The following is a 26,904-nucleotide window of genomic DNA, read 5'->3' as shown; positions in this document are numbered from 1 at the left end:
TGGCGTGGGTGGTTCCGGTGTGGGTGGTCCCGGCCTTCCCGGCCCCGGCTGTCCTGTCCCGGGTGTCTGTTGTTCGGGGTGTTGGGTGGCTTCGTGACGGGTTGTTTGTGACGGACCGGGCCGGGTCCGGTTTCGGCACGGGCCTTTCGGTCCCCAGGCCGTCGACTCATGTCGGAGCAAGCTGGGCCTGGACCCTGTCCCGCTCGTGCTCAGCTGAACGGACCCGTTCGTTGGGCAAGAGAGCTGCGGCCTGGCCAGCAGGACTCGCTTCCGCAGCAGGCCGAAGCCAGCCCGGCCGTAGATCCGGCGCTTGATCGTCAAGAAGCTGAATCGGGAGCAGGACCCTCGCCGCTCGTGCCGCACGAGGCCCGCTGCTGGATCGCGCTTCCAGCCGGGCCGGAGCGGGCGGCAAGGACGGCTTGGAAGGCGAGGTCGTGGGCGGGACCGGAACGGAGATGCAGCCCGTATCTGCCACCTCCGTGCTCGCTTCAGGAAAGGGGCGTGTAGCAGGCGCCGTCGGGCGCGAAGTTGCGGGAGCCCGCCATCACGTCCTCGCCGCGGAGGTAGGCCAACAGCCATTCGCGGAACGTCATTTCGTAGAGAACCCAGGAGAAGCTGTCGAACTCCTGGACGAGGACGCGCCAGGGCGAGGAGGGCTCAGCCGGAACGCGGATGAACACGGTCTCGCTGGTCCGGCCTGTCGCGATCGGCATCAACTCGCCCGGCCCCCCTCCCACAGGGCTGGGGAGGAACTCCGTCGAGTCCTCCTCCTGCCAGAACTCGAGGTTGTCGCGGACGGACTTCTGAAGGTTGTGCAGAAGATGGGCGGCCGGATGCTCCAGGTGCAGCTGATTGTTGATCAGGACCGACCCGTAGGCGTCCACGACCTCACGGAAGTCCGCCGGGAAGTCGAACCCGAACTCCCGCTCCATCTCCACCCACGGCGCCGGATCCGACCAGTTGAACCCGGGCTCGCCCAACAACGACCGAACCTCCGCGAACGATGCCACCACTGCGCCTTTCCCACTGGCTGAGGACGTCCTGGTTGGACCCTGCAGGCGCCGGCAGCTGCCGATTCAGGTCCGGCGACCAGCAGCCCTCTCCGAGGCCGTCAACAACGGCCCTCCACCGAGGTCCGGCTGCGACAGCATATTGGGCAGCGAGATTCAGTCTTATGGGATTACGTTCATCGGATGATCGATGAACCCCTCACGCGTCTGGACGGGGCCGAGTACGACGGCATCTGGAACCGCTTCGATGACAAGTTCGACTTCCGGCCCAGCATCCGTGTCTTCCCCGGAATCACCGAGACTTCGCCGTCGATCACGTGGGGCCTCGACGCGCTGCGCGACGACCCCGGAGACCGAAAGCTCGACCGTCTCGTCGAAGTTGTGGAGGAAGGTCTCGCTGGGTGCAGCGCCCCGGGGAGTCGTTGTGGATCTTGGACTGGCAGCACCCGTGCTCTCGGCTCCGTCCGCATCTGCCGGCGACCGACATGTTCCTGCCCACGCTCCTGGGGGCCGCTCGCGCGAAGGCTGGCCGCTCAGCCCGTATCCGGACGGCGACTACTTCGTCTTCCTGGCAGAGGACCTGCGCTTCGGCACCTTCGGCCACCCCTGGGAACACTCCCTCTGCGTATTCGGCGACGACTTGCTGAATGCGGTCCAGGACGACCTGCACCAACTGCTCCCGGTCGTCCTTCGCCGAAACGGGAAGGCCCCCGCTGACGCCTCGTCGGACGCCTCCCGGTTTGCGGAACCTCGGGGGAGGAGCCGTCGCCGACGATCAGCGGTGCGGGCGATGCTCAGGTGGGCGTGGCCTGGGCGCCGATGAGACCCCAGTCGAGGTCTGCGGCTCGCCGCCAGGTCGGCACCACCTCGTCGAACAGCACGGCAGCGTCCTCCGCGGTCACCTCCTCCAGAACCTCGTGCAGACGCTGCTCCGCGATCGCCTGTTGTGCCGGGTCGAGCGCGAACGCGGCCTCAACGCCGGGAAGGGTGGCCCGGACCTGTTCCGGGTCGAGGACGAAGTTGCCGAACCAGCCCGGCAGCGCCGCGAACCTGCGCGGCCCCAGGGCGTGGGCGAGGCCTACAGTCGGATAGCCCTTGCGGCACGAGGACACCAGGAACGGCCCCGACTTCTCGTGGGCACCCCACACCTCGTACAGCAGGTCGAGGTGGTCGTCGAACAGGTCCGGAGCGGCCAGACCGTCCTGGTGCCGCACGTTGCGCAGGTCGAGGTCGCCGCGCTGCCAGCGCCCGAACGCACCCTTCGCCGCTGCAGCCTGACGCTCGATCAGGGGCGCGAGCACGGTCGCCGCTTCCCTGGCCGCTGCATTGGGTACCGGCATGACGACCCACAATCCAGTGACACTCACGCCCAGCAGGCTATGCACCGAGTGCGACACGAGCGGACGCCGCGGAACCGTCTCCGCCCTCGTAGGTGAGGTCCTGTCCGCAGCCGGCTGCGGCGCGCGATTGTGCGCGCCGCGGAGCCGCCCGTCGCCGACTGCGGGCTCCGCTGGGGGCCGGGAAGCGTTGTCACGCTGCCGCTGCGCTGGCGCGGGTACCTTGCGCAGGAGGTCGTTGACCTGGCAGAAGGCGCCCGGGGCGTCATCGGGGCACCGGACGTACATGGCGCGAGCAAGTACCCCGTCGGATCTCGGCGGGGTCCTCAGAACTGCGCACGACGGGATCGGCCCGGGCTGTCCCTCGGGAACGTCACCCGCGACGACCGCGAGGGCCCGGACCGCCGGCGCGTCACCGCCGCAGCAGCCAGTGCGGGCCCACCGTCCAACCGAGGAAACGCAGACCGTCGGCACCGCCGGGCTCGACCTCGCCGCCGGCCGCCGCGAGCCGCAGACCGGCCACCGCCGGGGCGAGCCGCGGCGGATGGTCGCGCTCGATCTCGGCGAGGACGGCTGCCTGCTCCAGCGGCGAGCAGAGCGACAGGTGGAAGACCAGCTGCCGCCAGGCGAACGCGGCGTTCTTCACCACCGGCAGCGGCCGCGGCAGCCGCTCGGCCAGCGCCACCAGCCGTCGCACCGTGGTGAACGCGCCGAGCGCCGCCGCCGGCCAGCCGCCCGCCGGCACGACGCCGACCGGCCCGGCGAGGACGGCCAGGTTGTGCGTGGTGAGGATCTGCGCCTGCTCGATCACCGTCCCGTTGGCGGCCACCGACCTGCGGAGTGCGGGGCTGCCGGCGCGACGGCGGCACAGCTCCGAGAACTCCCGGGCGACCACTGACCGCTCGCTGTCCTTCTCGGCGCGCTGGGCGAGCGCCCACACCCCGGCGTAGTCGATGCCGAAGTACCTCTCGTACAGCGTCCCCTCGAGCAGGCCCGCGGCGATCCCGGCGGCCGCCGCGAACTTCGGAGTGAAGCCGCCCATGAAGATGTCCGCCGCCAGCTCCTCGGTGAACGGCAGCGCGGAATCGGCCCGCGACGCCAACCCTGCCAGCTCGCTGACCAGCGGGTTCGGCAGGATCGTCCCAGGGAAGGTGCCCACGGCCAACTCGCCGAGCCGGCGCAGCGCGGCCAGCCCGCTCTGCCGGGCGGCCGCGTCGCCGGTCCGGTACGGGCGGACCGCCCGGACCCAGGGCAGCTCCTCCGCCCGGATCTGGTGCGCGTAGTCGAGCAGCAGCAGCGACCGCCGCCCGGCGAACGCGCGGTGACCGGCCGACACCAGGCCGCGCAGCGCCGGATCGGCGTGCGCCGCCGCCTCCGCCGCCGCGGCCAACTGCGGTGCCAGCTCCGCCAGCACCTCGGCGGACGGCACCAGCCCGCGCTCGACCAGCGTCTCGACGGGCGCGCTGGTCGCCGCCAGCACCGGCTTGAACAGCGCTGCCGGCACCGCCGACCCGGCCGGGACACCGAACTCGGCCGCCTCGGCGGCAGTGACCGGCACCAGCACGGCGTCCGGATCGGTCAGACCGTCGTCCTGGCCGAGCACCGCGAGACGGCCCACCAGCACCTGCGCGATCGCGTGGTGGGAGGGCAGCGCGGCCCGCTCGGCCTGGGCCGCCCGAAGCGCCGAGTGGGTCTCGGACCCGGGCAGTCCACGCTTGCGCACCATGCCGTCCACGGCGACCCGGAGCAGTCCACGCACCCGGGGGTCGAGCGGCTCGCCGGCGGCCGCGGCCTGCAGCGCGGACCGCAGCACAGCGAGGTTGGTCCCGGGCCTGCGGTGCTTGCCGCACAGCGGGTGCGCGGCGGCCAGCGTCCGGTACCGCAGCAGCAGTTCGGCGCCGCGCCGCCGCCACTCGGGGCCCGGGTCCGCGTCGAGCGGCTGCCCGTCCTCCGTTGCCTCCAGCCAGTGCGCCAGCAGCTCGTCGGAGAACGGCAGCCACACCGTCAGCGCCTCGCGTTGGGTCTCCACCGACCGGTTCGGCTTGCGGGAGGTCAGCGCGGCGACGGCGTCGCCGACGGATTGCCGGTGGACCGCATCGGGCGCAGCACCGGCGCTGTCACCCGGCGGGGGCGTGAAGCGCAGCCGCGACGCGAACGGTGCCAGCACCCCGACCAGTTCGAGAGCCGCCGACTGCCCGCCCGCCCGCACCAGCCACGCCACGGTCAGCAGCGCCGCCTCCTCGGGCACCGTCACCCGGTAGCGCCCGCTGTCCAGCAGCGCCCACAGCCCGGCCAGCCCGGCCTCGGTGAGCGAGTACGCGAACAGCTCGGCTCGGCCCTCCGGAATCCCCGCCGCCCGGCAGGCCGCCACCTCGTACGGCTGCAATGGCCCCTCGGCGCAAGCCCGCCCGGTCGCGAACCCGCCGCGCTCGACCTCCGGCGTCACCCAGGCAGGCAGGCCCGCCACCGGCGTCCGGGAACCGATCCGCAGGCTGCCGTCCAGCATCCCAGCCAGCACCGCGCGCCAGCGGCCCGCCCGCGCGTCGGCGCGGGAACGGGTCGCCGGATCCGGGTGGGAGAGCGCCGTGGCGAACGCCCGGGCCAGCTGCCCGTGCGCGTAGTCGGTGGATGCGGTCGTCGTCGAGTGCTGCTGCTCAGCGTTGGTGTCCATGGCCGACACGGCGGGCCCTGCCCCCGCACCCCCAGGCCCCGAGCCTGGCGCTCTCACTGATCGAGCTACGTGCCGCTGGCCCGAAAAGTACGCGGCGAAACGGATCTCGGGCAACCGGAATTCCTGCCGCCCGCCGCACCCGCCTGCCCGAGCCCGCCATGGAGGCCCTGGCGACCGCGGGCGCGTTCCGCTCTCCCGGCCTGAGTTACCGTCAGGCCCTGTAATCCGCAGGCGCGCTCGCCCGTGCCGGAGCCGACACGCTGCCCGGTACCGCCCTCGCCCCCGACGTCGACCTGCCCGCCATGACCCCCGTCGGGGAGACCATCGCCGATCTGTGGGTCACCGGAACCTCCGTCACCGCCCACCCCGTCCAGCACGCCCGACCCCACCTGCAGCGCCGCGGCGCCCTCACCGCCGCCGACCGCAAAACCGTCCACGCGGGCGGTGAACCCGTGGCCGTGGGCGGGCTGGTGACCCACCGCCAGCGCCCGCCCACCGTGCCGGAGGACGCCAGCACCCCTGTCCGCGCCGGCCGGCCACCCGGCACCCGGTGCGGCGGCGACGGCCTGACGGAGCGCCAGCACCGGGTCATCGAGGTCATCCAGGGTACGGTGAAGCGCCGCGGCTACCCGCCGTCCATGCGGTAAATCGGCGAGGCCGTCGTCGCGGTGATGCGCCGCCTGTAGAGCGCGCCGATGCGGGGACACCCGCCCCCGTACCCCGCGCCGGCCTCGAAGCCCCACGCTCACAGGCCCGCTCGGGGGTCCGTCGGTCCGACGGGGCAGGATGCCGCCCGGAATCCATGGCACGGCGGAGAGGAGAGGGCGTGGCGGTCACAGGGTTGGACAGGCTCAGGCAGCGGCTTGGCGAGCCGGAGCAGTGGGGCGCAGCTGTACCTGACGCCTGGTCGGCGTCGGAGGCATTTCTGGGGCTGGTGCTGCCGGCTGACTACAAGGCGTTCCTCGACCTCTACGGGCCCGGGTCCATAGACGGCTACGTGCAGTTGGACCGGCCGGTCGACGGCAGCGAGGAGGAAGCCGAGCGCCTCTGGGACCACGGGTGGTCGAAGGCAGGGGAGCGGGATCCCGAGCTGGATCCGTGGCCGTTCCACCCGGAGGAGGGCGGTCTGATCGCATGGGGGTGCGACGAGCAGGGCAACTGGTACTTCTTCCTCGCCGCCGAGCCCGATCCCGACGACTGGCGCATCATCGTCCGCGGCGAAGCGGGGGAGTGGTTCGAGACTGCCGGCACGTTCACGGACTTCCTGCTCCGGTGCTTCGACCGGGTGGACCGCCCGCCGTTCATCGACCCGCACTGGCCGGGGAAGGAAGCCCGGTACCACCAGTCCCCGCAGGCCGCAGCGCGTGTTCAGCCGGCTCCTGCGAGGACAGCAGGGGGAGTCGCGCGATGACCGAGCTGTCCTCCACTGCAGCCTTCCTGGGGAGCCGTATCCCGGAGACAGCGCCAGCGCTTACGAGGAGGTGGAGCGGAAGTGGGAAAGTGAGCCAGCCGGTGTCTTCGGCCCCGACCTGTACGGCGACGGCCATCCGCAGAGCATGCGAGAGCGATCCCGGGACATCCCGCACCCCATCCTCCCCAGCGAGGGCGGCATGCTGCACTGGGGCCACACGCCCTACTCCGATCAGCTGTTTCTGGTGCCGCAGCCGGACGGTCGGTGGACGGTCTCGGCGTGGGTGCGTATCCATGCCGAGTGGATCGATTACGACCTGACGTGCGTCGAGTGGCTGCGAGCCGCCCTCGCCGGGAAAGTCGCCGCGGAATGGTTGCCTGCCTGGGACGGCAACTTCGAGCCGGAGTAGACAGTGGGCCCACCAGGGCAGCGCGTTCTTCCCCCCGCAGCCTCCACCTCGTCGTGGAGCAGCTGACTGGGCGCGGGGTGCCGACACGGTTTACGACTTGGCCGGACGACGACGGATACGCCTGGAGGCCGCCGAGCGGTTCGAACGCCTGTCGTCCGGGTGCGCGGTCGTTCCCGCCGACGGGTCTCGAGCTGCCCAGACCTGCTATAAGCCCGGTCAGCGGTCCCGGCTGATCAACCGGCCCCGGCTGGACGACGGGCAGGGCCGGAACAAGGGCCGCAAGAGCTTCGCCTGGAGCAAGGGCCCGCGACCCGATCGTCCCAGCGCACAACCGGCTCGGCGGCCGATCGTCCTGGTCCGGGACAACCTGAACACCCACCTGGCTGCGGGTAGGAAAGAGTTCGCCGCCGCCCAGGACTGGCTGACCGCCAACCCGACTATGCTGCGCGGATGACGGTATCCCTGGCCTTCGGCCAAACCCTGGCCCGGCTGTTGGACCACCGCGGCCTCGCCCCGGGGGAACTTGCGGCCGCCGCCGGAGTCCCCGCCGCCAAGGTCTCCGCTGTGCTCGACGGCGGTCGTCCGACAGGTGCGCTGCTGCGCAGACTCGGTCCCGCGCTGGGCCTTCGGACCGCCCACCTGTTCGTCCTTGCGGAGATGCGTGTCCCGGCGGATCTGCTGCCGCTGGATGCCAAGGCCGGTGAGCGCATGCGATGGATCGTCTTCCGTTTCGTCTGCCTCCCGCCCGCGGATCGGGCCGACATCCTGCGACTGGCCAGGTCGCTGCCGCAGCAGGAGCGGACGACCAGACGTGAGCGGCCGCTGCAAACCCGCTGGCAGGGGCCGGGCGGCAAGGTTGTTCGAATGGCCCTCCACAGCAATTTGGGACTGTTCGGTTTGGCGTACACGCTGATGGCGATCACCGAAAGCTGCCTGTCACCCAGCACCTACCACCTGATCGGCCAGGCGGAGGAGGAACTGACCCCCGGCCTGGTGGCGGACCTCGCGGTGTTGTTGGAGATGGACCCCGAAGACCTGTCCGCGCTGACCGGCATCGCACTGCCCGAACAGCAGACAACGCCCGCCCCGGAGACAGTCGATGCAGTGGCCCTGATCTGGGAGGCCCACCGCCTGACGGCTGCCCAGACAGTCCACATCGAAGAGACGGTGAAGGCGCGGGTCGACCAGATCCGTAGCCGGCAGACCGAGGTTCCACAGGATTGAGCCGACGCCCACCCGCAAGTTCTCCGAGGGTGGCTCGTCCATGCGTCCGGCATCAGCACGATGCGGCTGCCGGCCTGCCGGCGTCGGGCCAGGCGGATCAAGGTCCGTCAGCGCTGGAAACTCGCCCAGGTCCTCGCCAGCGCCCCCGACGCCCTCCTGGACACCCACGAAGCCGAACGCCGACCCGTCGCCGCCCGCGTCCTGGGACTGTCCACCAAGATCTACCACGCCATGAACAGCCGCTCCCTCGCCGGCACCCAACGCGGCGACGAGGAACGCCAGCTCACCCTCTCCTACGCGGGCGGGCCGCTGGCACCGGCCGACACCACCGGCCGAACCACCGGCCCGCGCGCCGGCGACCGCGCCCCCGACGCCAGGTACACCGACCTCAACGGCCGGCCCGGGCGCCTCCACGAGGCCTACCGGGGACCGCACTTCACCCTCCTCGCCCTCGGCGACGGCGCGGACCACGCCGCCGAGCAACTGCCCTGGCCACGGGCGGGCGCACCGCTGCACACACTGACCGTCCCCCGGCCCGGCCCCTGTCTGCAGCACGCCTACGCCGTCACCGGCCCCACCCTCGTGCTCATCCGCCCGCACGGCCACATCGCAGCCAGCGCTCCGGTCGGACAGCACACCTCCCTCACGCACTTCATCGAACGAGCCGCGCCTTCGCAGGCGAAGTAACGCTTTGCGGGTCGGGGAACTGCTGCCCGCAGTGGGGGTCCGCGCACACTCGGTCGTCGGTTCCGCCGCTGTCCCACCGCTGGGCCCGGGCGGTGGCCAGGACATCGGGTGCGGCCCTGCGCAGGTAGGGCAGGCGCATCCGGCGCATCAGCTTGTCGAGTTCCTCAGGCCGGGCCGGGGCCCGGGGAAACGTCACGGTCGATTATTCCTTCAGTGGTCGCGGCGGCGCCGATAGGCTCGGCGGGTGATCAATATGGCGGTGCGTGGTGACAGCAGGAAGGTCGTGGCGAGCGCCGAGGCCGGCGTGGAGTGGACGGCCGGCTTCGCGGATCTGGACCCGGCGGAGTTCCCGATGCTCTGGGCCCTGACGCCGTATGGGGACGCGGTCTTCAACCAGCGTCAGGTGCCGCTGCTTCTGGCGGAACTCGACCGGCTTCCTGCCGACCTGGGCGGCGAATGGGTCGGGCAGGCCCGCGAGCTGTGCCAGGTTGTCGAGCGCGGGCTGCACCTGTATCTGTGGTTCATCGGCGACTGACCGCGGTCAGTCGCCGCTCTACTCGCCACCGCCGTCTGCCCAGGGCCTACCAGGCGATGGTGCTGTTCTGAACAGAGTGGGCCTCGTCCGCGCGGGCGATCCGCCGCGGACGCTGCCACGGGGGCCAGCGCCGGGGCCCGAGCAGCAACGGTGCCGCGGCGGGGGGTGACGGAGCGTCACTGACTCCGGGTTCGATCGTCGGCGAGGTTGCTTACAGAAACCGGTCCCGTCCAAGCAGCTGGCCATCTCGTCGGGGCTCCGCACTGCTGACGCCGGAGGGGGATGGACCCCCGACCCGGTCCACCGCATCTGAGACCGGTCCGACTCCGCAGTCGGCGGCCATGACAGCTGTCCGTTCCGACCTGCGTGTAGCTGAAGGCAACTGCGCACCCGGCTACCCGTCCCGGCCGACCTCGCCGCGTCCCGGGGGGTCGTCGTCGGGATCGTCGGGCCACTTGCGGGTGTCGCGGGGCGGCACGTAGGGCTCCTCGGCGGGCGGCATGCCGCCCTCGATGGCGCGCTCGCGGGCCAGCTCGGCGTCGAACTCCAGGCCCAGGAGGATCGCCAGGTTGGACAGCCACAACCACACCAGGAAAATGATCACGCCGGCCAAGGTGCCGTACGTCTTGTTGTAGGAGCCGAAGTTCGCCACGTACACGGCGAAGCCACCCGAGAGCAGCAGCCACAGGCCGACCGCCAGCAGGCTGCCCGGTGAAACCCAGCGAAAGCCTCGCCCGCGTACGTTCGGAGCGGCCCAGTAGAGCAGCGCAATCATGAACGCCACCAGCAGGACCAGCACCGGCCACTTGGCGATCGCCCACACCGTGAGGGCGGTGTCGCCCAGTCCCAGCACGTCGCCCATCCGTTTGGCGATCGGCCCGGTGAACACCACGATCAACGCGCTCACCGAGAGCATCACCATCATCAGCACGGTCAGCCCCAGGCGCAGTGGCGTGACCTTCCACGCCGGTCGGCCTTCCCGGATGTCGTAGACCGCGTTGGAGGCGCGTATGAACGCCGCGATGTAGCCGGATGCCGACCACAGGGCACCGAGCAGGGCCACCACCAGGAGGATCCCGCCGGTGCTGCGGCTGCCCTGCAACTGGGTGACCGCTGTGTGCAGGATGTCCCGGGCCGCGCCGGGGGCGAGCTTCTGCAGGTTGTCGAGCACCTGGTTGGTGGCTGAGTTGCCGGCCAGGCCGAGCAGCGAGACCAGCAACAGCAGTGCCGGGAAGATTGCCAGGACCCCGTAGTAGGTGAGTGCGGCAGCCCGGTCGGGCAGTTCGTCGTCCAGGAACTCCTTGCCGGTGCGTTTGAGCACCGCCAGCCAGCCCCGGCCGGGCATGTCGGTCGGTCCTGCGGGTGCTCCGGCCTCCAGCCCGTCGCCCTGCCCCTGTCCGGGCTCGGGACGGCGGGAGGCGTGCTTGTGTCTGCGGATCAATGCCATGCCCGGGCGCTTTCCCGCACCGCGCCGCACCAACCACCGTGCTCGCCGCCGTGAACGCGCTCTGTCAGATTTCCCCCTGGCTACCGCTCGGGCTGGTCGGCCGGACGTGCGGTCAGCTTCGACTCCGTAGGGCCTCAGCGGCCCGGGAGCGTACAGGGCCCGGGACACGCGGGGCCCGGGGCAGAATCCAGCCAGGAGGAACAGGCACACCCAGAAGATCTGCACCGACCGGGTCAACGCCCGCCATCGGGCAGGGTCAAGGCTGCGGGACCAGCTCGGCATCGTCTGGGCGACGCATGCCTGCTCCCGGGACCGCGGCTATGCCCACGCCTGCGCCTGGGCCCAGTCCCACGGCCACCTCACGATCCCTGCCGCCGAGAAGCTCGACGGCCGCCCGGTGGGAGCCTGGGTCGGACGGCAGCGCAAGAGCGCCAAGCTGACGGCTGCTCAGGGCGCCAAGCTGACCGCGCTGGACGCGCTGTGGCGCCCTCGATCCGGACTGGAACCGCTTGTCATTGCCGTTTGCTCGCCTCCCTCGCCGCCGACGGCACCCTCACCGGCCCGGCGAATCGCACCGGCAGCGAAGCAGACCCTTCCGGCCAGGCGCGTGGCTGCAAGCAGGACGGGGCCCCAGCACAGACGGCAAGCTGACGGCCCAGCAGACCGCCCTCCTCGATGCACTGCCAGCCGTCCAGGCCGAGCAGCAGCAGATGCAGCATGGGGGCGTGGTCGACGCCCCGGCGCGCTGGGCAGGACCGTCGGCTGGTGTGCGACGATCCCGGGATGCTGAGCGAACGAATAGCAGCAGTGGACTGGGCCGCGATCCCGACACCGGTCCTTCGGGCCCCGGCGTGGGCGACCGAACGGTATCCGCTCGGCTGGCAGCTACCGGATCCGGTCGCGCCGCTGCAGGCATTGGCCGCTGCCCGCACTCAGGTCCAGGTTGCTGACGCCGTGTCCCGACTGGAGAACACCAGGGTCCTGCACGGGCACATGGCCGCTGTCTTCCCCGCAGCGGTCGCCGCTGCGCCGTTCCTGCTTGAGATTGCAGAACAACCGGACGCCTTCCCCATGGCCCGCCACTCGGCCCTCGGCCTGCTCGGCGAGTTCCTGGCGCTGGCCCCCTTCCGTGGGTTCAACCGCATTGAAGGCACACCGTTGTGCTGCGCGGTGGCCGATCTGATCCGCACCCGTCAGACCTTCCTCCGGTCGCTCGGCCAGCCTGGCAGGGAACTGCTTCAGGAGGCCGGCGAGCACTGGCGTTTCGAGGTTGCGGAGACGCTCGTGGACGGCGATCAGGTACTGGCCTTCGGCGGGCTGACCGGAGCTCTTCCCCGCGACACGGCCCGTGCTGAAGACCAGCGGAGCCGAACTGTTTGCGCCGTCACGGTCGAGTATCCGCCGGTGGAGGACTCCGGCGACGCCTGCCTACGCCTCGAAAGCCCTACCGAGGTGACCGTCGGCACGGTTCTCCGTCCAGCCGAGTGCGGCGAGCGGGAGCACTGAGGCGGCCGACGACGAATCGGAGAACCGACCGGCAGCGACGTCGGGTCAGTCCCACCAGCCGGCCCAGCAGCGGTCGTGGAGGAGTCGTTCGCCGTATGCGGTCAGCGTGTTCCTACCGCCCGCCGAACCAAGTCTGGGCACAGGTCATCCATAACCTGGCACTCGCCCAGCTCGCGCACAGTCCGCGGCTGGTCGCCGTTGGCGGCGGCTGCCCGATCGTCGAGGACGGCGTCGTCATCGGCGGGCTCGGTCTCTGGGGGCTCGGCGGACCAGGCCAGGGCCATCGCCGAGGCCACGTGGACACGCAGCTCGGCTTCACCGCTACCTGAGCTCACGCTCAGGACTGGCCGGTGCTGGTCTCGTCGTATTCCTGGCGGTTGGCGAACACGTCGTCCATGTGGGTCTCGGCCCACGACTTCAGCGCCCGCATCGTCTGCTGGAGCGAGAGGCCGAGCTCGGTGAGCTCGTAGGTCACCGTCACCGGCACGGTGGCGGTGACCGTACGCGTCACGAGGCCGTCGCGTTCGAGCGAGCGCAGCGTCTGCGTCAGCATTTTCTGACTGACCCCGGCCAGCTGGCGCGCGAGCTCCGAGAAGCGCATCGCCCGTGCTTCGGGCTCCGGAGCACCGCAGGCATCGCCGAGCGCGGCCAGGATCAGGGTGACCCACTTGTTGGAGAGTCGCTCCAACAGCTGCCGGCTCGGGCAGACCGACAAGAACGCGTCGTACTCGATCTTGGCTTCCGCGCGCCGCTGCTCCGCGGTCCTGGTCGCCATCGCCCGGCCCTTCTGGTGACTTAGGCACTTGGAGGTGCCTTCTTACTTTTGGTAACCGACTCCAGCATTCTTGCATGTCAGAGGGGCTCGGACGAGCCCCCGATGGAGAGGAATCAACCGTGACCACCACCTCGCTCCAGCTCCCCGGCGGCACCTGGGCCCTGGGCGATCTGACGGTGACCCGCTTCGGCTACGGCGCCATGCAGCTCGCCGGTCCGTGGGTGATGGGCCCGCCCGCCGACCACAACGGCGCGATCGCCGTCCTGCGCGAGGCCGTCGAGCAGGGCATCACCCACATCGACACCAGCGCGTCCTACGGCCCGCGGTTCACCAACGACGTGATCCGCGAGGCACTGCACCCCTACGCCGACGGCGTCACCGTCGTCACCAAGATCGGCGGCACCCGCGACGCCGAGGGTGGCTGGCCCACGGCCCGTACGCCCGACGATCTGCGCAGGCAGGTGCAGGACAATCTCGACTCCCTCGGCCTCGATGCGCTCGACGTGGTGAACCTGCGGCTGGGCGACGCCGAGGGGCCGGTCGAGGAGTCGATCGCGGAGTCCTTCGAGGCGATGGCAGAGCTGCAGCAGGAGGGCCTGATCCGCCACCTCGGGCTGAGCAACTCGACCCGCGCGCAGATCCGTGAGGCCCGCGCGATCACCCCGATCGTGTCCGTGCAGAACATGTACAACCTCGCCGTACGCCACGACGACGCCCTGATCGACGAGTTGGCCGCAGACGGGATCGCCTACGTGCCGTTCTTCCCTCTCGGCGGCTTCACCCCGCTCCAGTCAGGTGCCCTGACCTCGGTGTCCGAGCGGCTGGGGACCACGCCGATGTCGGTGGCGCTGAGCTGGCTGCTGCAGCGCTCCCCGAACATCCTGCTGATCCCCGGCACCAAGTCGGTGACGCACCTGCGCGAGAACATCGCCGGCGCCGGCATCGCGCTGTCGGCGACCGATCTCGCCGAGCTCGACCGGATCGGCGCCTGACGACCCGCCTCTCACGGGCGCCGGTGCCGTCGGGGGGCACCGGCGCCCGTCGAATGCGAAACCGTCATGGCCCCTCACTCTGACCATGTCGCACGGGCCGACCGGGGCCCCTCGGAGGGGCCCGGTCGGATACTCACTCCTCCTCCAGACCGCGGGCCGTCTCAGAGACATCAGGTGCACGAGACAGCTCGGTTGCCGGTGTCAGGACGCGGCGCCCAGGCGGGTGCGGGTGGCCTTGGCGACAGCTTTCTGGCGTTCGTCGCGGGTCATGGTGGAGCGGTGGGCGATGTCGTACTCGGTGGCCTTCTTGTACAGCACCGCCGCTACGGTCAGTACGGCGCTCCTATCCACCTCCTGGTCGACCGTCAGCAGCGCGAGTGCACTGTCTTCTCCACCCCAGGCCGACTCGGTCTGGTTCTACGAGGGCAAGCTGCGCCTGCGGGCGCTGCGCTCCGGCCCCAGCGCCAGGATCGTCGACGGCGGGCGCGTCTACGGATCCGGTGGCGTTCCGGCGCTGAACGTGTACCAGGCCATCACCGCGGGGAAGTCGTCGGCGACCATGGCCACCTGGTACGTCGACGACATCGAGGCGGTCGTCGACCAGCTCACCGCGGCCGGTGTCGAGTTCACCCGCTACGACGAGTGCGAGCACGACGCCGAAGCATCACCGCCCGAGGCGGCGGAGGCCACATCGCCTGGTTCCAGGACCCCGACGGGAACACCTTCGCCATCGAAGCCGACCACTGAAACACACCTGACCACCCACGCCGCTGAGCTCGCTGGCGCAGAGCGCGGAGGTAAGATCCGTGCTGGCCAAGCCGTCGGCATTACCGACGTCCAGGTCGGACGGATCATTCGGGAGGGGACCAGCGTCGCACTGCGCTCGCCGATGCCGTCAAGGCCGCACGCGAGGCTTCGGACTGATGCTCCGAACTTTTCGACCAAAAGTTCGGCGCCAGTAGTGTTGTAGAGCGGCGCGTGAAGAAACCGCGTTTAACGGTCGTTGATTCGCTGTGTATTCACATCAAGGACGATCGGTCCCGGCGGCAGGAGGCCTGCCGGTATCCGGCCGTACGAGACGGTCGGCGAGCGAGAGGACTTGCCCGTGCGTGCCACAGGTGTTTCGAGGATCAGCATTGCGGCGGCCGCCATCGTCGGCGCAGGGGTTATCACATATGCTCCCCCGGTCCACGCCGTGGGGGAGATCATAGTGCAGGTGGATAATTATGGCCCCTGGATCGGCGCTACGATCAGTTCGCATGTCAGCGCAAAGTGCCCGTCGACGGCACCATACGTTAAGGACGTGGGGGTGGTGGTCAAGCAAAGCGGGGGTCCCCGGGCCGGCAGCGTCGAATATTCTTCAATGTCTAAGGCATCTATCGCTAACTACCCGAGCCCCGTAACTATCGACTACAAGAACACGGCGTCCTTTCAGGAAAAGCCTGAGCCGTTCGTGTCTGAAGAGCTTCACCTGACATGCACCAACATTAAACCCGACAGCACGCCGAATAAGTTTACCCAAATGGTCACCATGAATGTTCCGCCCGGGTCGACCGTGGTGGCCGACCTGACGTGCCCCGACATCACCACGCTTGGTGACCCTTGGGCGACCTACCCGGGAAACATAAACTCTACCGAGATCGCCAAGAACGGCCATAGAGCGGCGATTGCATTCTGGAACGACAGCAATTCGGCCGGGGTGGCAAGGTTTGGAGTTTACTGTTACCTTCCATAGATGAGGCCGGATCCACCGGTGCTGAACCTGAACTCGTGATATTGGCCAGCCGTCCAAGGTGAGTTCGGCGAAGATATCCTCGCACACTCCTGGTGATCCATAAATCTCCACCCCAAATTTCTGAGCCGCACAGGGTTCGCCGGAGACTCTACGTTGTGACTGTGACCAGAGGTTTTGTGACGGTCAGGTAGTAGTTGCTTCGTATTCGGCTGGGGGGACGTGGACTATCCCACGGTTGAGTTGGCGGTGGTTGTACCAATCCACCCATTCAGCGGTGGCGAGTTCGACCTCGGAGAGCGTGCGCCAGAGCCGCTGGTGAGTTGCCCGGTGCTGGGCCGCTCAGGAGTGGAACCTCCATCCCAGGTCAGGAGCGCCGCAGCCCGTCGTACGCAGGTGCGCCAGCAGAGGCACGAGGTCGTCGACGCTCCGCCCGGTTGGGTCGAGCTGCTGAATGAGGGCCTGAACCTGCCTGCCCGTCGCCTGTTCGACCTGCGGCAGGTGGTGCAGGAAGTCCCTGCGGAAGATCTCCCGGAGTCGCTCGACCTCGGTGTCTTGTCCCAGATCGGGTCCTGGTGGGCTCGTGCCGGGACAGCGACGGCTTGGACGAGTTCACCGTCGGTGGGCAGCGGTCGGTGGGCGGCCATGTCCGTGCGGAGGGTGTCGGCCAGCACGTGGGCATCGGCGGCGTCCAGGCTCGTGGGGCCATCCCGGCTCGGGCGGGGGCAGAGCGCCAGGAGCCCGGCCTGCTGCTCATCGCGGGGCCATCCCCGCGCGGGCGGGGAGCAGCGCGGCCGGGTCCGCTTGTAGACGCCGTCGCCCGGGCCGTCCCTGCGCCCGGGGATGGCCCTATGAGCTCGTAACACGATCACGGCATCGGCTTGTTGAGAACTCGTAACACGATCCTGGAGATCGTTGCTGGTGGGCGCGCCCGATGTGACGATCCGTCCGTTCGTGATGGAGTGAACAGCAAGCCGTGGATCGTGGACGACGAGCTGTGGGCCCGGATCGAGCCGCTGCTGCCGGCCTGGCCGGAGCGGTCGCCGGGCCCTCGCCCGGGAGGTGACCGGTGTTGCCTGCAGGGCATCCTGTTCGTGCTCTGAACCGGCAGCCCGCGCCGCTCGCGTCGGGCGTCCCCGACCGGGCCTCAGCGCAGCGGCAGGCTCTCGATGGTGAAGGCCGGGCTGGTCAGCGGTTCGCCGTAGAGGTAGGTGTCCATCTGGGAGTTGGTCACCAGCAGCCGGTCCCCGCTCACGGCGACGCCGGTGGTGGTGTCGGCGCCCGGGAAGGTGCGTTCGGAGACGACGGCTGCCCGGGTGCTCCCGGCGGACAGTCGCAGTTCGGTGACCGCGTTGTTCACCGAACGCGCGACGTACAGGATGTTTCCTTGCCGGACGATGCCGTCGGCGCTGGGCAGGGGCGGTGCGTCGATCTTGCGGACGCCGCCGGTGGTGAGGTCGAGCCGGTAGAGGGCGCCGCTGTACCAGTAGCCGATGATCAGCGACGTGCCGTCGGGGGCGGTGGTGATGCCGTTGCCGTTGGACTGGCCGGCCACGTAGTCGGGCAGGTGGTAGGCCACCCGCAGGGTCCGGTGGGCGCCGGTGGCGGGGCCGTCCACCTCGGCGGCCGGAATCCGGTAGACCACGGCGCGCAGCGAGTCGGTGATGTAGACGTCCCCGTTGGGAGCCACGGCCGCGTCGTTGACGAGGGTCTGTTCGCCGGTGTCAGGGACGGTGTAGGCCGCGACGAGCCTCCCGGAAGTGCTGTAGACGAAGAAGCGCCCGGTGAACGCGCCGGCGATCAGCAGGCGGTTGCCGGTGATCTTGATGCCGGTGGCCTGGGTGCGGCCGTCCTGGCCGGCCGGCAGGAAGGGTTCGAGCGTGGTCGCCCCGGGGCGTCCCCGGTAGACGGTGCCGTCGCCGATGCTGCTGGCGTAGACGAAGTGGCGGTCGGCCGCCACGCTTTCGGGGAACGCGCGGCTGCCGTCGAGGGTGATGGCCTGGTCGCCGTTCCCGCCCTGGGAGGCGTGGGCGGGGGCGGGGCCGCCGGGGGTGGCGGCGGTCGCGGGAAGCGTGAACGCGGTCAGGGTCGCGGAGGCGGCGGTGAGGGTGACGAGCGCGCGCCGCCCCATGACGCGGACGGTCGTACGGGCGGACGCGGCGCGGGTGGACGGGGTGTGCGGGGGAACTGCGCGGGAGGACATGGTCGGCAACTTTCCGGGTGATGGCAGGGTCGTACACGGTCATGGAACGAGGGGTGAGCGCCCCCGCGGCGGTCCGGGCCGCGACGGCCGCGGGGGAGAGCGATGGTCAGCGCAGCGCGGCGGCGATGGCGTCGGACAGGGCAGTGGCCGGTCGGCCGATCAGGCGGCTGAGGTCGCCGGATCCCGTGTACAGCTCGCCGCGGCTCATCCCGAGGTCGGCGTCGGCGAGGACGTGCGCCAGTTCGGCGGGCAGGCCGACCCCGGTCAGCGCCTCGCTGAGCCGGTCCGCGGGCAGATCGGCGTAGGCGATCGGCTCCCCGGTGGCCGCCGAGACCGCCTCCGCCAGCTCGGCCAGGGTGAACGCCTCGTCCGCACCCAGCTCGTACACCGCGCCCGCGTGGCCCTCGGTGGTCAGCACGACGGCAGCGGCCTCCGCGTAGTCGGCGCGTGAAGCGGCGCTGATCCTGCCCTTGCCCGCGGCTCCGATCACAGTCCCGTGCCGGCGGAACAGGGGCAGTTGGGCGGTGTAGTTCTCCAGGTACCAGCTGTTGCGCAGCAGTGTGCTGGGGACCTCGCGTTCGCGCAGGTACTCCTCGGTGGCGCGGTGGGTGCGGGCCAGGATGCTGGTCGCCGTGTCGGCCTGCGTCATGCTCGTGTACGCCACCAGCGACACGCCGGCCGCCACTGCCGCGTCGACAGCCCGGCGGTGGTTGGCCGACCGCTCATCCACGGTGGTGGTGGACACCAGCAGCAGCCGGTCCGCTCCCTGGAACGCCGCCGCGAGGCTGTCCGGCTCCGCGAAGTCCGCCCGGCGCACCACGACGCCGCGGTGGCCGAGGTCTTCGATGCGTGCGGTGTCCCGTCCGGTCGCGACGATGTCCGCGGCGGGGACTCCGCGCCGCAGCAGCGCCTCGACGGTGAGCCTGCCCAACTGGCCTGTGGCTCCGGTGACAACGATGGTCATGAGATCGCCCCTTCCTGCCGCGAACTCTCCTCGCGGCGTGACGAACCCCAGAGTGACCTGTTCACTCTCCAGTGGTAAGTAGCCACTTGTTGGTAAGGTGACCACCTTCGGGAAAGTATCGAGGTGAGTGGAATGGCGACTGCCGAGAGTGTGACGGAGCCCATGGCTTCGTGGGACCCGTACACGCGCGGCTGCCCCTCGCGTGACCTGCTCGACCAGATCGGCAGCAAGTGGGCGGTGCTCGTGCTGGGAGAACTCGGCAAGCACGGAGCCTGCCGGTTCACCCGGCTGCGGCAGCGGCTGGCCGGAGTGAGCGAGAAGATGCTCACCCAGACGCTGCGCACGCTCGAACGCGACGGACTGGTCCGGCGGACCGTGTATCCCGAGGTGCCGCCCCACGTCGAGTACGACCTGACCCCCCTCGGCCAGACCCTGCGGGGACCTCTGCGCGTACTCACCCAGTGGTCGGTGGAGCACGTCGGCGAAGTCCTCGCCGCACGTCAGGAGTACGACGTCCGCGCCGAGGGCACCGCCTGAGCCCCGCGCCCTACGGCCGCACCCACGCCGCGCAAGTCGCCGACATGACCTGCTCCCGGCCCGAACTCCTGGCGAGTGCACGACGTGGAGCGTCCCCACGACCGCTGTCTGCATCGACAACCAGGCGGGCATTGAGCCTTTTCAGCGGTGGAACCCAAGGGTGAGGACTGCTTTGGCTGCTGACGTCAGCCTCCACCTGCGGCAAGAACGCCGCCCCAGGCAAGATCGGCACCGTCGGCCCGTACCTGAAGTAACACGCGCCGACTCCGGCCGGTGGGGGCGCTCGTGAGCGCCCCCCACCGGCCGGAGTGCTATCCGCCCGAGTCTGGCTCCAGGTCTTGAGTAGGGGTCACCCGCCGCCGTGCGCCGGCGCCGCCCGGGTCACGGACAGCGCCGGTGGGGCGGTGCTGCCGAGGCGTCGATCTTTTTTCGGGATACGTGGCCTTCTCTGCGGTGCCCCGGCCGCGTGCTGGTGAGCCCGGCACGAGGTCGAGTCCACGCTCACCATGGTCCAGTCCACCCGCCCCGAGGCATCCGCATCCGCCAGGACCGCTTGGAGGATGCGGTCCCAGGTGCCGTCCGCGGACCAGCGCCGATGTCGCTCATAGACGGTCTTCCAACTGCCGAAACGCTCCGGGAGGTCCCTCCAAGGGATGCCCGTGCGCACCCGGAACAGGATCCCGTTGATCACCTGTCGGTGGTCGCCCCATCGACCACCCCGACCACCAGACCTCGGCAGATGCGGCTCCAGCCGCCCCCACTCGTCATTCGTTAGATCGTCCCGCCCCATGACTGGAACAACGATCCGACTGAATGAAGGTCACATGATCCGTCGGACAGGACCTAGCGGCGGGCGGCGAGCTGGCGCCGTTCCCGCTGGTGGTTCGCCTTCAGCAGCAGGCCCTCGTCCCGCAGCAGCCGCAGCACGGTCGTCTGGGAGACGCGGTGGCCGTCGTGGCGGCACATCGCCCACACCTTGCGGTGGCCCCAGGCCGGGTGCGCGAGCGCGTGCCGGCGGGCGGTCTCCCGGACGCTCTCGCGGGCCGGGCGCGGCCACGGCCCTCTGGTAGGCGCGCCCTGGCGGGCGCGGGCCTGCTGGCGGCGCCAGGTCCGCTCGGGCGCGCCGATGAGCCGGCACAACCCCGCGGTCGGCATGCCCGCCTCGGTGCGGATCACCTCGAGGTCCGCGGAGGGCCCAGCCGGCCCTCCGCGGACTTCTTCCACACCCGCAGCTCGACCGCGGCCTCGCCCAGTGCCCGGGTCAAGTCAGCAACCTGGGCTTCGAGTTGCTGTTCCCGGGTGCTGGGGCCGGACTTGCCAGCCGGCACACCCTGCTCCTGCCTCGGCCCCTGCAGGAGATCCAGAACCAGGTGCGACGCGACCAGCAGACCAGGCCGTGGCGCGAGCGATACGCCCTCAGGGCCGGCTGCGAGGCCACCGTCTCCGAGACCGTGCGCGCCCACGGCCTACGTCACTGCCGCTACCGAGGCACAGCGAAAACCCACGTCCAGCATGCCCTCACCGCGGCCGGAACCAACATCATCCGCCTCCACCAGCACCAGCCAGGCGACAGCCGAACCAGCCTCGGAACCCGCTTCACGCGCCTCTGCCGCCAGACGATCGACCGGACTCAAACCGACACTCGCTGAAGATCACCAACAGCATCCGGAACTCCGGTCAGAGCCAAAACCGAAGATTCTCATCATCCACAGCAGTCACGCCTGCCGGAGTGCGGTGGAGCTGCCACCCATCATCGTGTCGTCCGGCGTTGGGTCGCTCGTCGTCAGGTTCGCTCTCGTTGTGCGCTGGCGTCTGCGGGCTGCGGGCGGGGCCTTCCGCTGGAACATGCCCGGAGCGGCTTCCGCCTGTTGCCCCGGGCTAGTTGGGTGTTCCGTGCGGTTTGTGTGTTCCGGGTGTGTGGGGCGGTCGGGAGGGGCAGGATCGGGTCCGAATGCGCCTGTTCGGCAGGTGATCGGCTTGATCGGTGGGGGAGCAGTGGATCACAAGGACGATGTGGCGAGCGCGTTGGAGGACCTGCGGCTGCAGCTCTACCGGGCCCAGGACGAGGGCCGGGGAGAGCAGTTCCGGTTCGAGGTGGAGAAGGCCGAACTGCACCTGGAGGTGCAGGTTCGCAAGGACGCCACGGGCAAGGCGAAGTTGTCCATCGGTGCGGCCGGGGCCGAGGCGGGCGGGGCGGCTGGGCAGAGCCGTACCCACAAGCTGGTGCTCGTGCTGAACGTGCGGGACGGCGCGGTGAACGGCCCACTTCAGATCCGGGACGAGGTGTACCGGCCTGGCGCTGTCCGTGACCCGGGCGGCGCCGGGGCCGATGGTATGGAGGGGGCGGTGGCACGGAACCCCGAAGGTGACGGTTCCGCCGTATACCGGCCCGGGGGTGATGCGGAGTCGCGCACCGACCGGAGAGGGTGACGTGCTCCGATGGACTTGAGCGAGCAGGACCTGGCCCGGCTGACCCTGGTGGAGGTCAGCCTCAGCCGCGGGTACGTGAGGTACGGATCCGGCTGGCTCCTCGGGCCGCGCCTGGTGCTGACCGCGCGCCATGTCGTCACCGACTCGGATGGCACCCCGCTGCTGGGGATCGGGGTACAGGTGGGGGATCCGCGCACCGGCGCGCCCTCGCCGCCGCCGGTCCGAAGGGGGGCCCGGGTCTGCTGGCCCATGCCCGGCTCTGTGCCCGTGGGTGCTCCCGACGTGGCCCTGCTCTTGCTGGACGAGCCCGTGCCCGTGGGAGCCGCACCGCCGGTGCGCTGGGGCCAGATTACCGGCATCACCGAACTCCCGTACCAGGGCTTCGGATTCCCCCGCTTCGCCGACCTCCGGGACCTGAGGGGGCGTAGCCCAGTAAGCAATCCGGTCGAGCACCTCCGCGGGAGGCTCTCACCGGTGTCCTCCGACGGCCTGGGCGCCCTCGTCCTGGACACCAGCACCTGGCCGCCCGAGTCGCCCGACCCGCAGCAGCAGTGGTCGGGCGCTTCCGGCGCCGCCGTGTTCTGCCACGGCCGTCTGGTCGGCGTCGTCGGCGAGGCGTACGGGGGGCACCGTCAGTACGCCTACCCGGCCAGCCTCCTGCTGGTGGACACGGGGTTCCTCCGGCTCGTCACGGAGCACAGTGGCGGACAGCCGTTCCTCGAAACCGTCCGCGCCGTCCGCGGGGATCCGTTGGCCCCGGAGGTGATCTGGCCGGTCGAACTCGGACGGACTCCCGCGCTGGTGACCGCCTTCCAGCCGCGGGCCACCCTGCGCAAGCAGATCAACGAGGCCCGCTCGCGTACGGCGACGGTGGTGCTCACCCAGGTCCTCTCTGGTGGCGGCGGTGTCGGCAAGAGCCAACTGGCCGCCTCCTACGCCGCCCTCGCCATCGCCGAGGGCACCGATCTGATGATGTGGGTGGACGCCACCGGACTGCAACAGGTCGTCACCCAGTACGCGCAGGCCGCGGAACGCCTGAAGCTCCCGGGCGTGCAGGGGGACGACCCCGAGCACGACGCCCGGGTATTCCTGGAGTGGCTGTCCGCCACGTCGAGCCGCTGGTTGCTGGTGCTCGACGACATCACCGATCCCGATGCGCTGCGTCCCTGGTGGCCGGTCAGCCGCACCGGTGCCGGTTGGGTGCTGGCCACCACCCGGCGGCGCGACGCCGAGATCAACGAGAACGGCCGCACCGTCGTTCCCGTCGACGTTTACGAGCCTCAGGAGTCGGCGGCCTATCTCGACGACCGGTTGGCTGCCGCCGACCGGGCCTACCTCCTCGGCGGCCGGGCCCCAGCGCTCGCCGCGGCGCTGGGCCACCTCCCGCTCGCGCTGAGCCACGCCACCGCGTACATGATCAACGAAGAGCTTGGCTGCACCGCTTACTTGGAGGTCCTCACCGCGCGGCAGGCACTCCTCGATCAGGTCCTCCCTCCCCTCACGGACGACGAGGGCAACCTCCGCCGGATCACCGCTACCCTTCTGCTTTCCCTCGACGCCGTCCAGGCCCTCGACCCGCTGGCCGCCCCCGTCCTGCGGATGATCGCCCTTCTTGATCCGGTGGGCCACCCCCGGAGCCTGTGGGACACCGCACCGGTCGCCGACGGACTCGTCGACCGCAGACGCCGGGTGTTCCGCCGCCGCCCGCCCGCCCCCACACCCGCCCAGGCAAACAGCGCCCTGAACGTGCTGCACCGTTACGCGCTGATCACCCGGGATGGGCGCGACGAGGCCCGTGCAGTGCGCATCCACGCCCTTACCGCCCGTGCGGTGCGCGAGAGCACCCCCGTCGCGGACCTGCCCCGGCTGGCTACCGCAGCCGCCGACGCCCTGCTCGCCCTCTGGCCCGATACCGACCAGCCCCACCCCGAGCTCGCCGGCGCACTGCGCACTAATGCCGACACCCTCGCCCGCCACGCCGGAGATCACCTGTGGACGCCCCTGGCGCACCCCGTCTTGCAGCGGGCCGGAAACAGCCTCCTGGAGAACAACTTGCCGGGGCTCGCGCTCGCTCACTGGCAGGGCATGGCCGAGAACAGTGCCCGCCGGGTCGGTCCCGGACACCGTCACACCCTCACCTACCGAAGTAACGTCTCCACCGCCCACCGTCAGGCGGGGCGCCTCGACGAGGCCGTCGCGCTCCAGCAGCAGGTGGTGGCAGACAGCGAACGGTTCTTCGGCGGCACCCACTCCGACACCGTGGCGGCACTTGCCAACCTTGCTCTCTCGCTCTGGCAGGCGGGACGCGTCGATGAGGCCATTACGCTCATGGAGCGGGTGCTCGTCCACCGTGTGCGGACCCTCGGCCCGGCGCACCGCGACACTGTCGTCGCCCGCAGCCACCTCGCCTCCGCGTACCACCAGGCGGGACGCGGCGCTGAGGCCGCCGCCCTCGAACAGGGGATCCCGGCCGCCCTGGAGCGGGTGTTCGGCGCGGAACACCCCGAAACCCTTGCCGCCCTGGGCAACACCGCCGCCCATCTCCAGCAGCAGGGGCGGACCCGGGAAGCCCTCGAACTCCAGGAGGAGGTGCTGCTGAAGAGTGAACGGATCCTCGGCCCGACCCATCCTGCAACCCTCCGCCACCGCACCAACCTCGCGTCTTACCACTGGGCGGCGGGACGCGTCGCCGAGGCCGTCGCGCTCCAGCAAGAGGCGCTTGCCGACAGCGAGCGGGTCCTCGGCTCCTCCCACCCCAACACCATCACCATGCGCGGTAACCTCGCCCTCTACCACCACCGATCTGGCCGCCTCGACGAAGCCGTCGCCCTGGCCGAACGGGCCCTCGCCGACAACGAGCGCGTTCGGCCCGACCACCCCACCACGCGCGGTGCCCGGGTGGGCCTGGCCAACTTCTACTGGGAGGCGGGACGCGCGCCTGAGGCCGTCGCACTGATCGAACGAGCAATCGCCGAGTACGAGCGGATCTACGGCCCTACTCACCCCAGTGTCCTTGCCTGCCGCAAGACCCTGGATACCTGGCGCGGCTCTGGCGGGTGACTAGAAGCAGAGAGCCTCCGCATGCCCGTCCACTCCAGTGCTGACACGCCGGGAGGCACCGCACTGCCTGCGATGCTACTGAACTTGAATGCGTGATGTCGGGGCCTGACGCCAGGTGGCGGACGGACAGGTCCGTTGACGGCTGTTTGAGTCTCCTGCCTGGCGGGCGTGCGGTAGGTTGCCCGCCATGACTGAGCTTGAGCCCGCTGCCTGGCCGCCTGCCCCGCTCAGGACCGAGCGGCTCATGCTCCGAGAGTCCGAGGCTCGGGACCGGTCCGCGTTCATCGAGATGTTCGCCTCTCCAGAGGTGCGCACCTACCTCGGTGGCCCTCGACCGCGCGACGAGATCGAGCGCGCTATGCCGCAGGTGCCTGGGCGCCGCCCTGGCGTTTTCGTGGTCGATCATGACGGGTTGATGATCGGCATCGTCACGCTCGACCGTCGCGACGCTGAGCGTCCGGGTCACATCCGGCCGGATGCCGGCGAGGCCGAGCTCAGTTACATGTTCCTGCCGCAAGCGTGGGGCTACGGGTACGCCACCGAGGCGTGCACGGCCGCGCTCGGCTGGTTCGCCGGCACGCTTCCCGGCGAGCAGGTGGTGCTCTGCACCCAGAGCGCCAACGACCGCGCGATGCGCCTCGCGGCGAAGCTGGGGTTCACCGAGGTGGAACGATTCGAGGAGTTCGGCGCCGAGCAGTGGTTCGGCGTATGGTCCTCGGTTCCGCTGTCTGGTTGAGGTCCTGCTCGGCAGCGCAGATTCACGAGGCAACCGTTCGGTCATCGATGTCGGTCAGCCGTCCATGATCAGGCCGGTGCCGGCAAGGCAGCCGTCGACCACGTCCGGGCGGTACTGGATCTGCTTGAGCTTGCGCTTCACGGCTCGGGTGATCTGGCCGAGGTCGGCGGCGGCGAGGTTCCCGATGTAACGCTTGACCAGCGACCAGACACCTTCCTGCGGGTTCAAGTCCGGCGAATAGCTCGGAAGTTGGAAGACTGTGAGCCAGGCGGCCTGGTCGGCGATGAACTCGCGCAGCGGCTCGACCAAGTGCATGCGGAGGTTGTCCCAGACCAGCACGATCGGGCCCCCGAGCTGGTTATGTGCCCTGACCAGCAGATCGCGCAGGTCGCGCCAGCCGATCCCCTTCGGTTCTCCCTTGCGGCCCCGATACTCACGGGCCGCGTAGAACATCCGGGACCGCTTCCCCGGTTTGTAGCAGGTCAGCCCGGCCATGGACACTCGGCCCGAGCCTCGGCCGCGCACCCGGATCACAGGCGTGCAGCCCCGGCGGCCCCAGCTTCTCGCGCGCGGCGGCGTCAACGACTGCCCGGCTTCGTCCTCAAAGACGATCCAGCCGTTGCACGCCGCCGCGGTGCTTTTACCAACGGCCACGTCACCTTCTTCCAGACCTCGACCGCCTGGTCATCGCGCTCAGTCGCCCGCCGTGCCGGCTGCTGCCATGACCAGCCGTGCCGCTTCACGAGCCGCCACGTGCCCTCTACCGTGTAGCCAACGTGGAACAGGCGGCCGATCAGCGTCTTGATCCGGGCCAGCGTCCATCGCTGATCGGCCCAGCCATGGACCAGCGGTCCACGCTCCAACTCCCTTTCCAGTCTCGCGATCTGCGCGTCACTGAGTCTGGGACGCCCCGGCGATCCCTTCGACCGAACCCCGGCCGCACCGCGTTCGCGCCACTGGCCCCGCCACCGCTCCACGGACCGCTCGCTGACCCGCAACCCGGCAGCGATCTCCCGGTTCTTCTGCCCGCCCTCGAAGCATTCCACGGCCTGAAGCCGGACCCGTTCCCTCGCGGCCCCCCCAGCGCCGGTCAACCCGCCGCCCTGCGCGTATCTCACGGTCCACAGCTACCGGAACGGCCCTGCCGCTGTCAGACGAACGGCTCCGACATCACTCAATCAAGTTCAGTACTTCAGGCGGCCCGGCGGCGGAGACGTGTCGGTGGGGCCTGAGACACT

28 protein-coding genes, 1 tRNA gene and 5 pseudogenes are annotated in these 26,904 nt (G+C 70.2%); 21 read left to right on the top strand and 13 right to left on the bottom strand.

The annotated features are described in order from the left end of the window. Positions 1–488: 488 nt before the first annotated feature. Positions 489–1,010 (bottom strand): SMI1/KNR4 family protein, encoded by a 522-nt coding sequence (locus BX266_RS36730; protein ID WP_259465218.1) that lies wholly within the window; start codon positions 1,008–1,010, stop codon positions 489–491. 183 nt (positions 1,011–1,193) lie between these two features. Between BX266_RS36730 and BX266_RS41405 the strand changes: the two are divergent. Next, a pseudogene (locus tag BX266_RS41405) lies at positions 1,194–1,367 on the top strand (DUF2716 domain-containing protein); the annotation flags it as partial. Further along, a complete protein-coding gene (locus tag BX266_RS41400; RefSeq protein WP_399171330.1) occupies positions 1,288–1,833 on the top strand; it encodes a DUF2716 domain-containing protein in 546 nt (181 codons plus the stop codon). The pseudogene BX266_RS41405 and the gene BX266_RS41400, both read left to right, overlap by 80 nt. On the opposite strand, the gene BX266_RS36720 is transcribed toward BX266_RS41400, so the two are convergent. The 3 genes from BX266_RS36720 to BX266_RS39215 all read right to left on the bottom strand — a co-directional run bounded on the left by BX266_RS36720 (position 1,805) and on the right by BX266_RS39215 (position 5,093). Further along, the gene (locus BX266_RS36720; RefSeq protein ID WP_099906989.1) at positions 1,805–2,311 is read right to left on the bottom strand and encodes a hypothetical protein; all 507 of its coding nucleotides are present in this window, start codon (positions 2,309–2,311) and stop codon (positions 1,805–1,807) included. The genes BX266_RS41400 and BX266_RS36720 overlap by 29 nt on opposite strands. A gap of 448 nt (positions 2,312–2,759) precedes the next feature. After that, a complete protein-coding gene (locus BX266_RS36715; RefSeq protein ID WP_099906991.1) occupies positions 2,760–5,018 on the bottom strand; it encodes a hypothetical protein in 2,259 nt (752 codons plus the stop codon). Further along, positions 5,018–5,093, bottom strand: a tRNA-Pro gene (locus BX266_RS39215). The genes BX266_RS36715 and BX266_RS39215 overlap by 1 nt, the downstream gene beginning before the upstream one ends. A gap of 227 nt (positions 5,094–5,320) precedes the next feature. Here BX266_RS39215 and BX266_RS41395 point away from each other — a divergent pair. The 7 genes from BX266_RS41395 to BX266_RS36680 all read left to right on the top strand — a co-directional run bounded on the left by BX266_RS41395 (position 5,321) and on the right by BX266_RS36680 (position 9,284). Next, the gene (locus BX266_RS41395) at positions 5,321–5,665 is read left to right on the top strand and encodes a hypothetical protein (RefSeq protein ID WP_399171329.1); all 345 of its coding nucleotides are present in this window, start codon (positions 5,321–5,323) and stop codon (positions 5,663–5,665) included. A 179-nt stretch (positions 5,666–5,844) separates the two neighbouring features. Next, positions 5,845–6,429, top strand: coding sequence for an SMI1/KNR4 family protein (locus tag BX266_RS36705; protein WP_180290745.1), 585 nt, complete (start codon positions 5,845–5,847; stop codon positions 6,427–6,429). A 70-nt stretch (positions 6,430–6,499) separates the two neighbouring features. Continuing rightward, on the top strand, positions 6,500–6,838 hold the full coding sequence (locus tag BX266_RS36700; protein ID WP_143687084.1) for a hypothetical protein: 339 nt from the start codon (positions 6,500–6,502) through the stop codon (positions 6,836–6,838). Positions 6,839–6,935: 97 nt separating this feature from the next. Continuing rightward, the gene (locus BX266_RS38240; protein WP_143687085.1) at positions 6,936–7,292 is read left to right on the top strand and encodes a hypothetical protein; all 357 of its coding nucleotides are present in this window, start codon (positions 6,936–6,938) and stop codon (positions 7,290–7,292) included. Next, on the top strand, positions 7,289–8,062 hold the full coding sequence (locus BX266_RS36695; protein WP_099906998.1) for a hypothetical protein: 774 nt from the start codon (positions 7,289–7,291) through the stop codon (positions 8,060–8,062). Before BX266_RS38240 ends, BX266_RS36695 begins: the two co-directional genes overlap by 4 nt. Positions 8,063–8,122: 60 nt before the next feature. After that, positions 8,123–8,749, top strand: a complete 627-nt coding sequence (locus BX266_RS36690) for a hypothetical protein (RefSeq protein ID WP_099907000.1) — start codon at positions 8,123–8,125, stop codon at positions 8,747–8,749. 253 nt (positions 8,750–9,002) lie between these two features. Further along, positions 9,003–9,284, top strand: a complete 282-nt coding sequence (locus BX266_RS36680) for a hypothetical protein (protein WP_259465232.1) — start codon at positions 9,003–9,005, stop codon at positions 9,282–9,284. Positions 9,285–9,678: 394 nt separating this feature from the next. On the opposite strand, the gene BX266_RS36675 is transcribed toward BX266_RS36680, so the two are convergent. Further along, positions 9,679–10,731, bottom strand: coding sequence for a YihY/virulence factor BrkB family protein (locus BX266_RS36675; protein ID WP_399171328.1), 1,053 nt, complete (start codon positions 10,729–10,731; stop codon positions 9,679–9,681). A 217-nt stretch (positions 10,732–10,948) separates the two neighbouring features. Between BX266_RS36675 and BX266_RS41390 the strand changes: the two are divergent. Continuing rightward, positions 10,949–11,194, top strand: a pseudogene (locus BX266_RS41390) (helicase associated domain-containing protein); the annotation flags it as partial. Positions 11,195–11,243: 49 nt separating this feature from the next. On the opposite strand, the gene BX266_RS40630 reads toward BX266_RS41390, so the two are convergent. Further along, positions 11,244–11,450 carry a hypothetical protein gene (locus tag BX266_RS40630; protein WP_259465217.1) on the bottom strand — a complete coding sequence of 69 codons (207 nt, stop codon included), beginning with the start codon at positions 11,448–11,450 and terminating at the stop codon, positions 11,244–11,246. A 64-nt stretch (positions 11,451–11,514) separates the two neighbouring features. Between BX266_RS40630 and BX266_RS36665 the strand changes: the two genes are divergently transcribed. After that, entirely contained in the window at positions 11,515–12,237 is a 723-nt protein-coding gene (locus tag BX266_RS36665) for a hypothetical protein (protein WP_143687086.1), read from the top strand. 95 nt (positions 12,238–12,332) lie between these two features. Then, complete coding sequence (locus tag BX266_RS41385; protein ID WP_259465216.1) at positions 12,333–12,566, top strand: heme-binding protein; 234 nt, start codon at positions 12,333–12,335, stop codon at positions 12,564–12,566. 8 nt (positions 12,567–12,574) lie between these two features. On the opposite strand, the gene BX266_RS36655 is transcribed toward BX266_RS41385, so the two are convergent. Beyond that, positions 12,575–13,012 (bottom strand): helix-turn-helix domain-containing protein, encoded by a 438-nt coding sequence (locus BX266_RS36655; RefSeq protein ID WP_099907012.1) that lies wholly within the window; start codon positions 13,010–13,012, stop codon positions 12,575–12,577. Between the two features lie 74 nt (positions 13,013–13,086). Here BX266_RS36655 and BX266_RS36650 point away from each other — a divergent pair, with 74 nt between their 5' ends. The 4 genes and pseudogenes from BX266_RS36650 to BX266_RS39210 form a co-directional block, all read left to right on the top strand. Further along, on the top strand, positions 13,087–14,004 hold the full coding sequence (locus BX266_RS36650) for an oxidoreductase (RefSeq protein WP_180290746.1): 918 nt from the start codon (positions 13,087–13,089) through the stop codon (positions 14,002–14,004). Between the two features lie 307 nt (positions 14,005–14,311). Next, a complete protein-coding gene (locus tag BX266_RS41040) occupies positions 14,312–14,974 on the top strand; it encodes a VOC family protein (protein WP_218969306.1) in 663 nt (220 codons plus the stop codon). Between the two features lie 135 nt (positions 14,975–15,109). Further along, the gene (locus BX266_RS38235) at positions 15,110–15,739 is read left to right on the top strand and encodes a hypothetical protein (protein ID WP_143687087.1); all 630 of its coding nucleotides are present in this window, start codon (positions 15,110–15,112) and stop codon (positions 15,737–15,739) included. A gap of 959 nt (positions 15,740–16,698) precedes the next feature. Beyond that, positions 16,699–16,836, top strand: a pseudogene (locus tag BX266_RS39210) (transposase); the annotation flags it as partial. A gap of 47 nt (positions 16,837–16,883) precedes the next feature. On the opposite strand, the gene BX266_RS36630 reads toward BX266_RS39210, so the two are convergent. Together BX266_RS36630 and BX266_RS36625 are read right to left on the bottom strand one after the other, a co-directional pair. Beyond that, on the bottom strand, positions 16,884–17,939 hold the full coding sequence (locus BX266_RS36630) for an SMP-30/gluconolactonase/LRE family protein (RefSeq protein ID WP_099907018.1): 1,056 nt from the start codon (positions 17,937–17,939) through the stop codon (positions 16,884–16,886). Between the two features lie 106 nt (positions 17,940–18,045). Continuing rightward, positions 18,046–18,903, bottom strand: a complete 858-nt coding sequence (locus tag BX266_RS36625; RefSeq protein ID WP_099907020.1) for an SDR family oxidoreductase — start codon at positions 18,901–18,903, stop codon at positions 18,046–18,048. A gap of 162 nt (positions 18,904–19,065) precedes the next feature. Between BX266_RS36625 and BX266_RS36620 the strand changes: the two genes are divergently transcribed. Next, the gene (locus BX266_RS36620; protein ID WP_150530418.1) at positions 19,066–19,440 is read left to right on the top strand and encodes a helix-turn-helix domain-containing protein; all 375 of its coding nucleotides are present in this window, start codon (positions 19,066–19,068) and stop codon (positions 19,438–19,440) included. A gap of 371 nt (positions 19,441–19,811) precedes the next feature. On the opposite strand, the pseudogene BX266_RS36615 reads toward BX266_RS36620, so the two are convergent. Both BX266_RS36615 and BX266_RS36610 read right to left on the bottom strand, forming a co-directional pair. Next, positions 19,812–20,230: pseudogene (locus tag BX266_RS36615) on the bottom strand (IS5 family transposase); the annotation flags it as partial. Between the two features lie 53 nt (positions 20,231–20,283). After that, a complete protein-coding gene (locus BX266_RS36610) occupies positions 20,284–20,616 on the bottom strand; it encodes an IS3 family transposase (RefSeq protein ID WP_099907025.1) in 333 nt (110 codons plus the stop codon). Between the two features lie 110 nt (positions 20,617–20,726). On the opposite strand from BX266_RS36610, the pseudogene BX266_RS39470 reads away from it, so the two are divergent. From BX266_RS39470 to BX266_RS36585, 4 genes and pseudogenes are all read left to right on the top strand, one after another. Beyond that, positions 20,727–20,967 (top strand): annotated as a pseudogene (locus BX266_RS39470) (transposase); the annotation flags it as partial. A 468-nt stretch (positions 20,968–21,435) separates the two neighbouring features. Beyond that, positions 21,436–21,870: a trypco2 family protein gene (locus BX266_RS36595; RefSeq protein ID WP_143687088.1), complete on the top strand. Its 435-nt coding sequence runs from the start codon at positions 21,436–21,438 to the stop codon at positions 21,868–21,870. Positions 21,871–21,879: 9 nt separating this feature from the next. Then, positions 21,880–24,930, top strand: coding sequence for a tetratricopeptide repeat protein (locus BX266_RS36590; protein ID WP_099907028.1), 3,051 nt, complete (start codon positions 21,880–21,882; stop codon positions 24,928–24,930). A gap of 187 nt (positions 24,931–25,117) precedes the next feature. Then, on the top strand, positions 25,118–25,666 hold the full coding sequence (locus BX266_RS36585) for a GNAT family N-acetyltransferase (protein ID WP_099907030.1): 549 nt from the start codon (positions 25,118–25,120) through the stop codon (positions 25,664–25,666). A gap of 54 nt (positions 25,667–25,720) precedes the next feature. Here the strand turns inward: BX266_RS36585 and BX266_RS36580 are convergent, their stop codons facing one another. Beyond that, complete coding sequence (locus BX266_RS36580) at positions 25,721–26,320, bottom strand: transposase (RefSeq protein ID WP_310794852.1); 600 nt, start codon at positions 26,318–26,320, stop codon at positions 25,721–25,723. Then, positions 26,245–26,784 carry a winged helix-turn-helix domain-containing protein gene (locus BX266_RS36575; RefSeq protein WP_099907034.1) on the bottom strand — a complete coding sequence of 180 codons (540 nt, stop codon included), beginning with the start codon at positions 26,782–26,784 and terminating at the stop codon, positions 26,245–26,247. The genes BX266_RS36580 and BX266_RS36575 overlap by 76 nt, the downstream gene beginning before the upstream one ends. Positions 26,785–26,904 lie beyond the last annotated feature (120 nt).

Source organism: Streptomyces sp. TLI_171 (assembly GCF_003610255.1).
Classification (GTDB): domain Bacteria; phylum Actinomycetota; class Actinomycetes; order Streptomycetales; family Streptomycetaceae; genus Kitasatospora.
The sequence above is the reverse complement of the archived record's forward strand: the minus strand, read 5'-3'. Positions and strand labels throughout refer to the sequence as shown.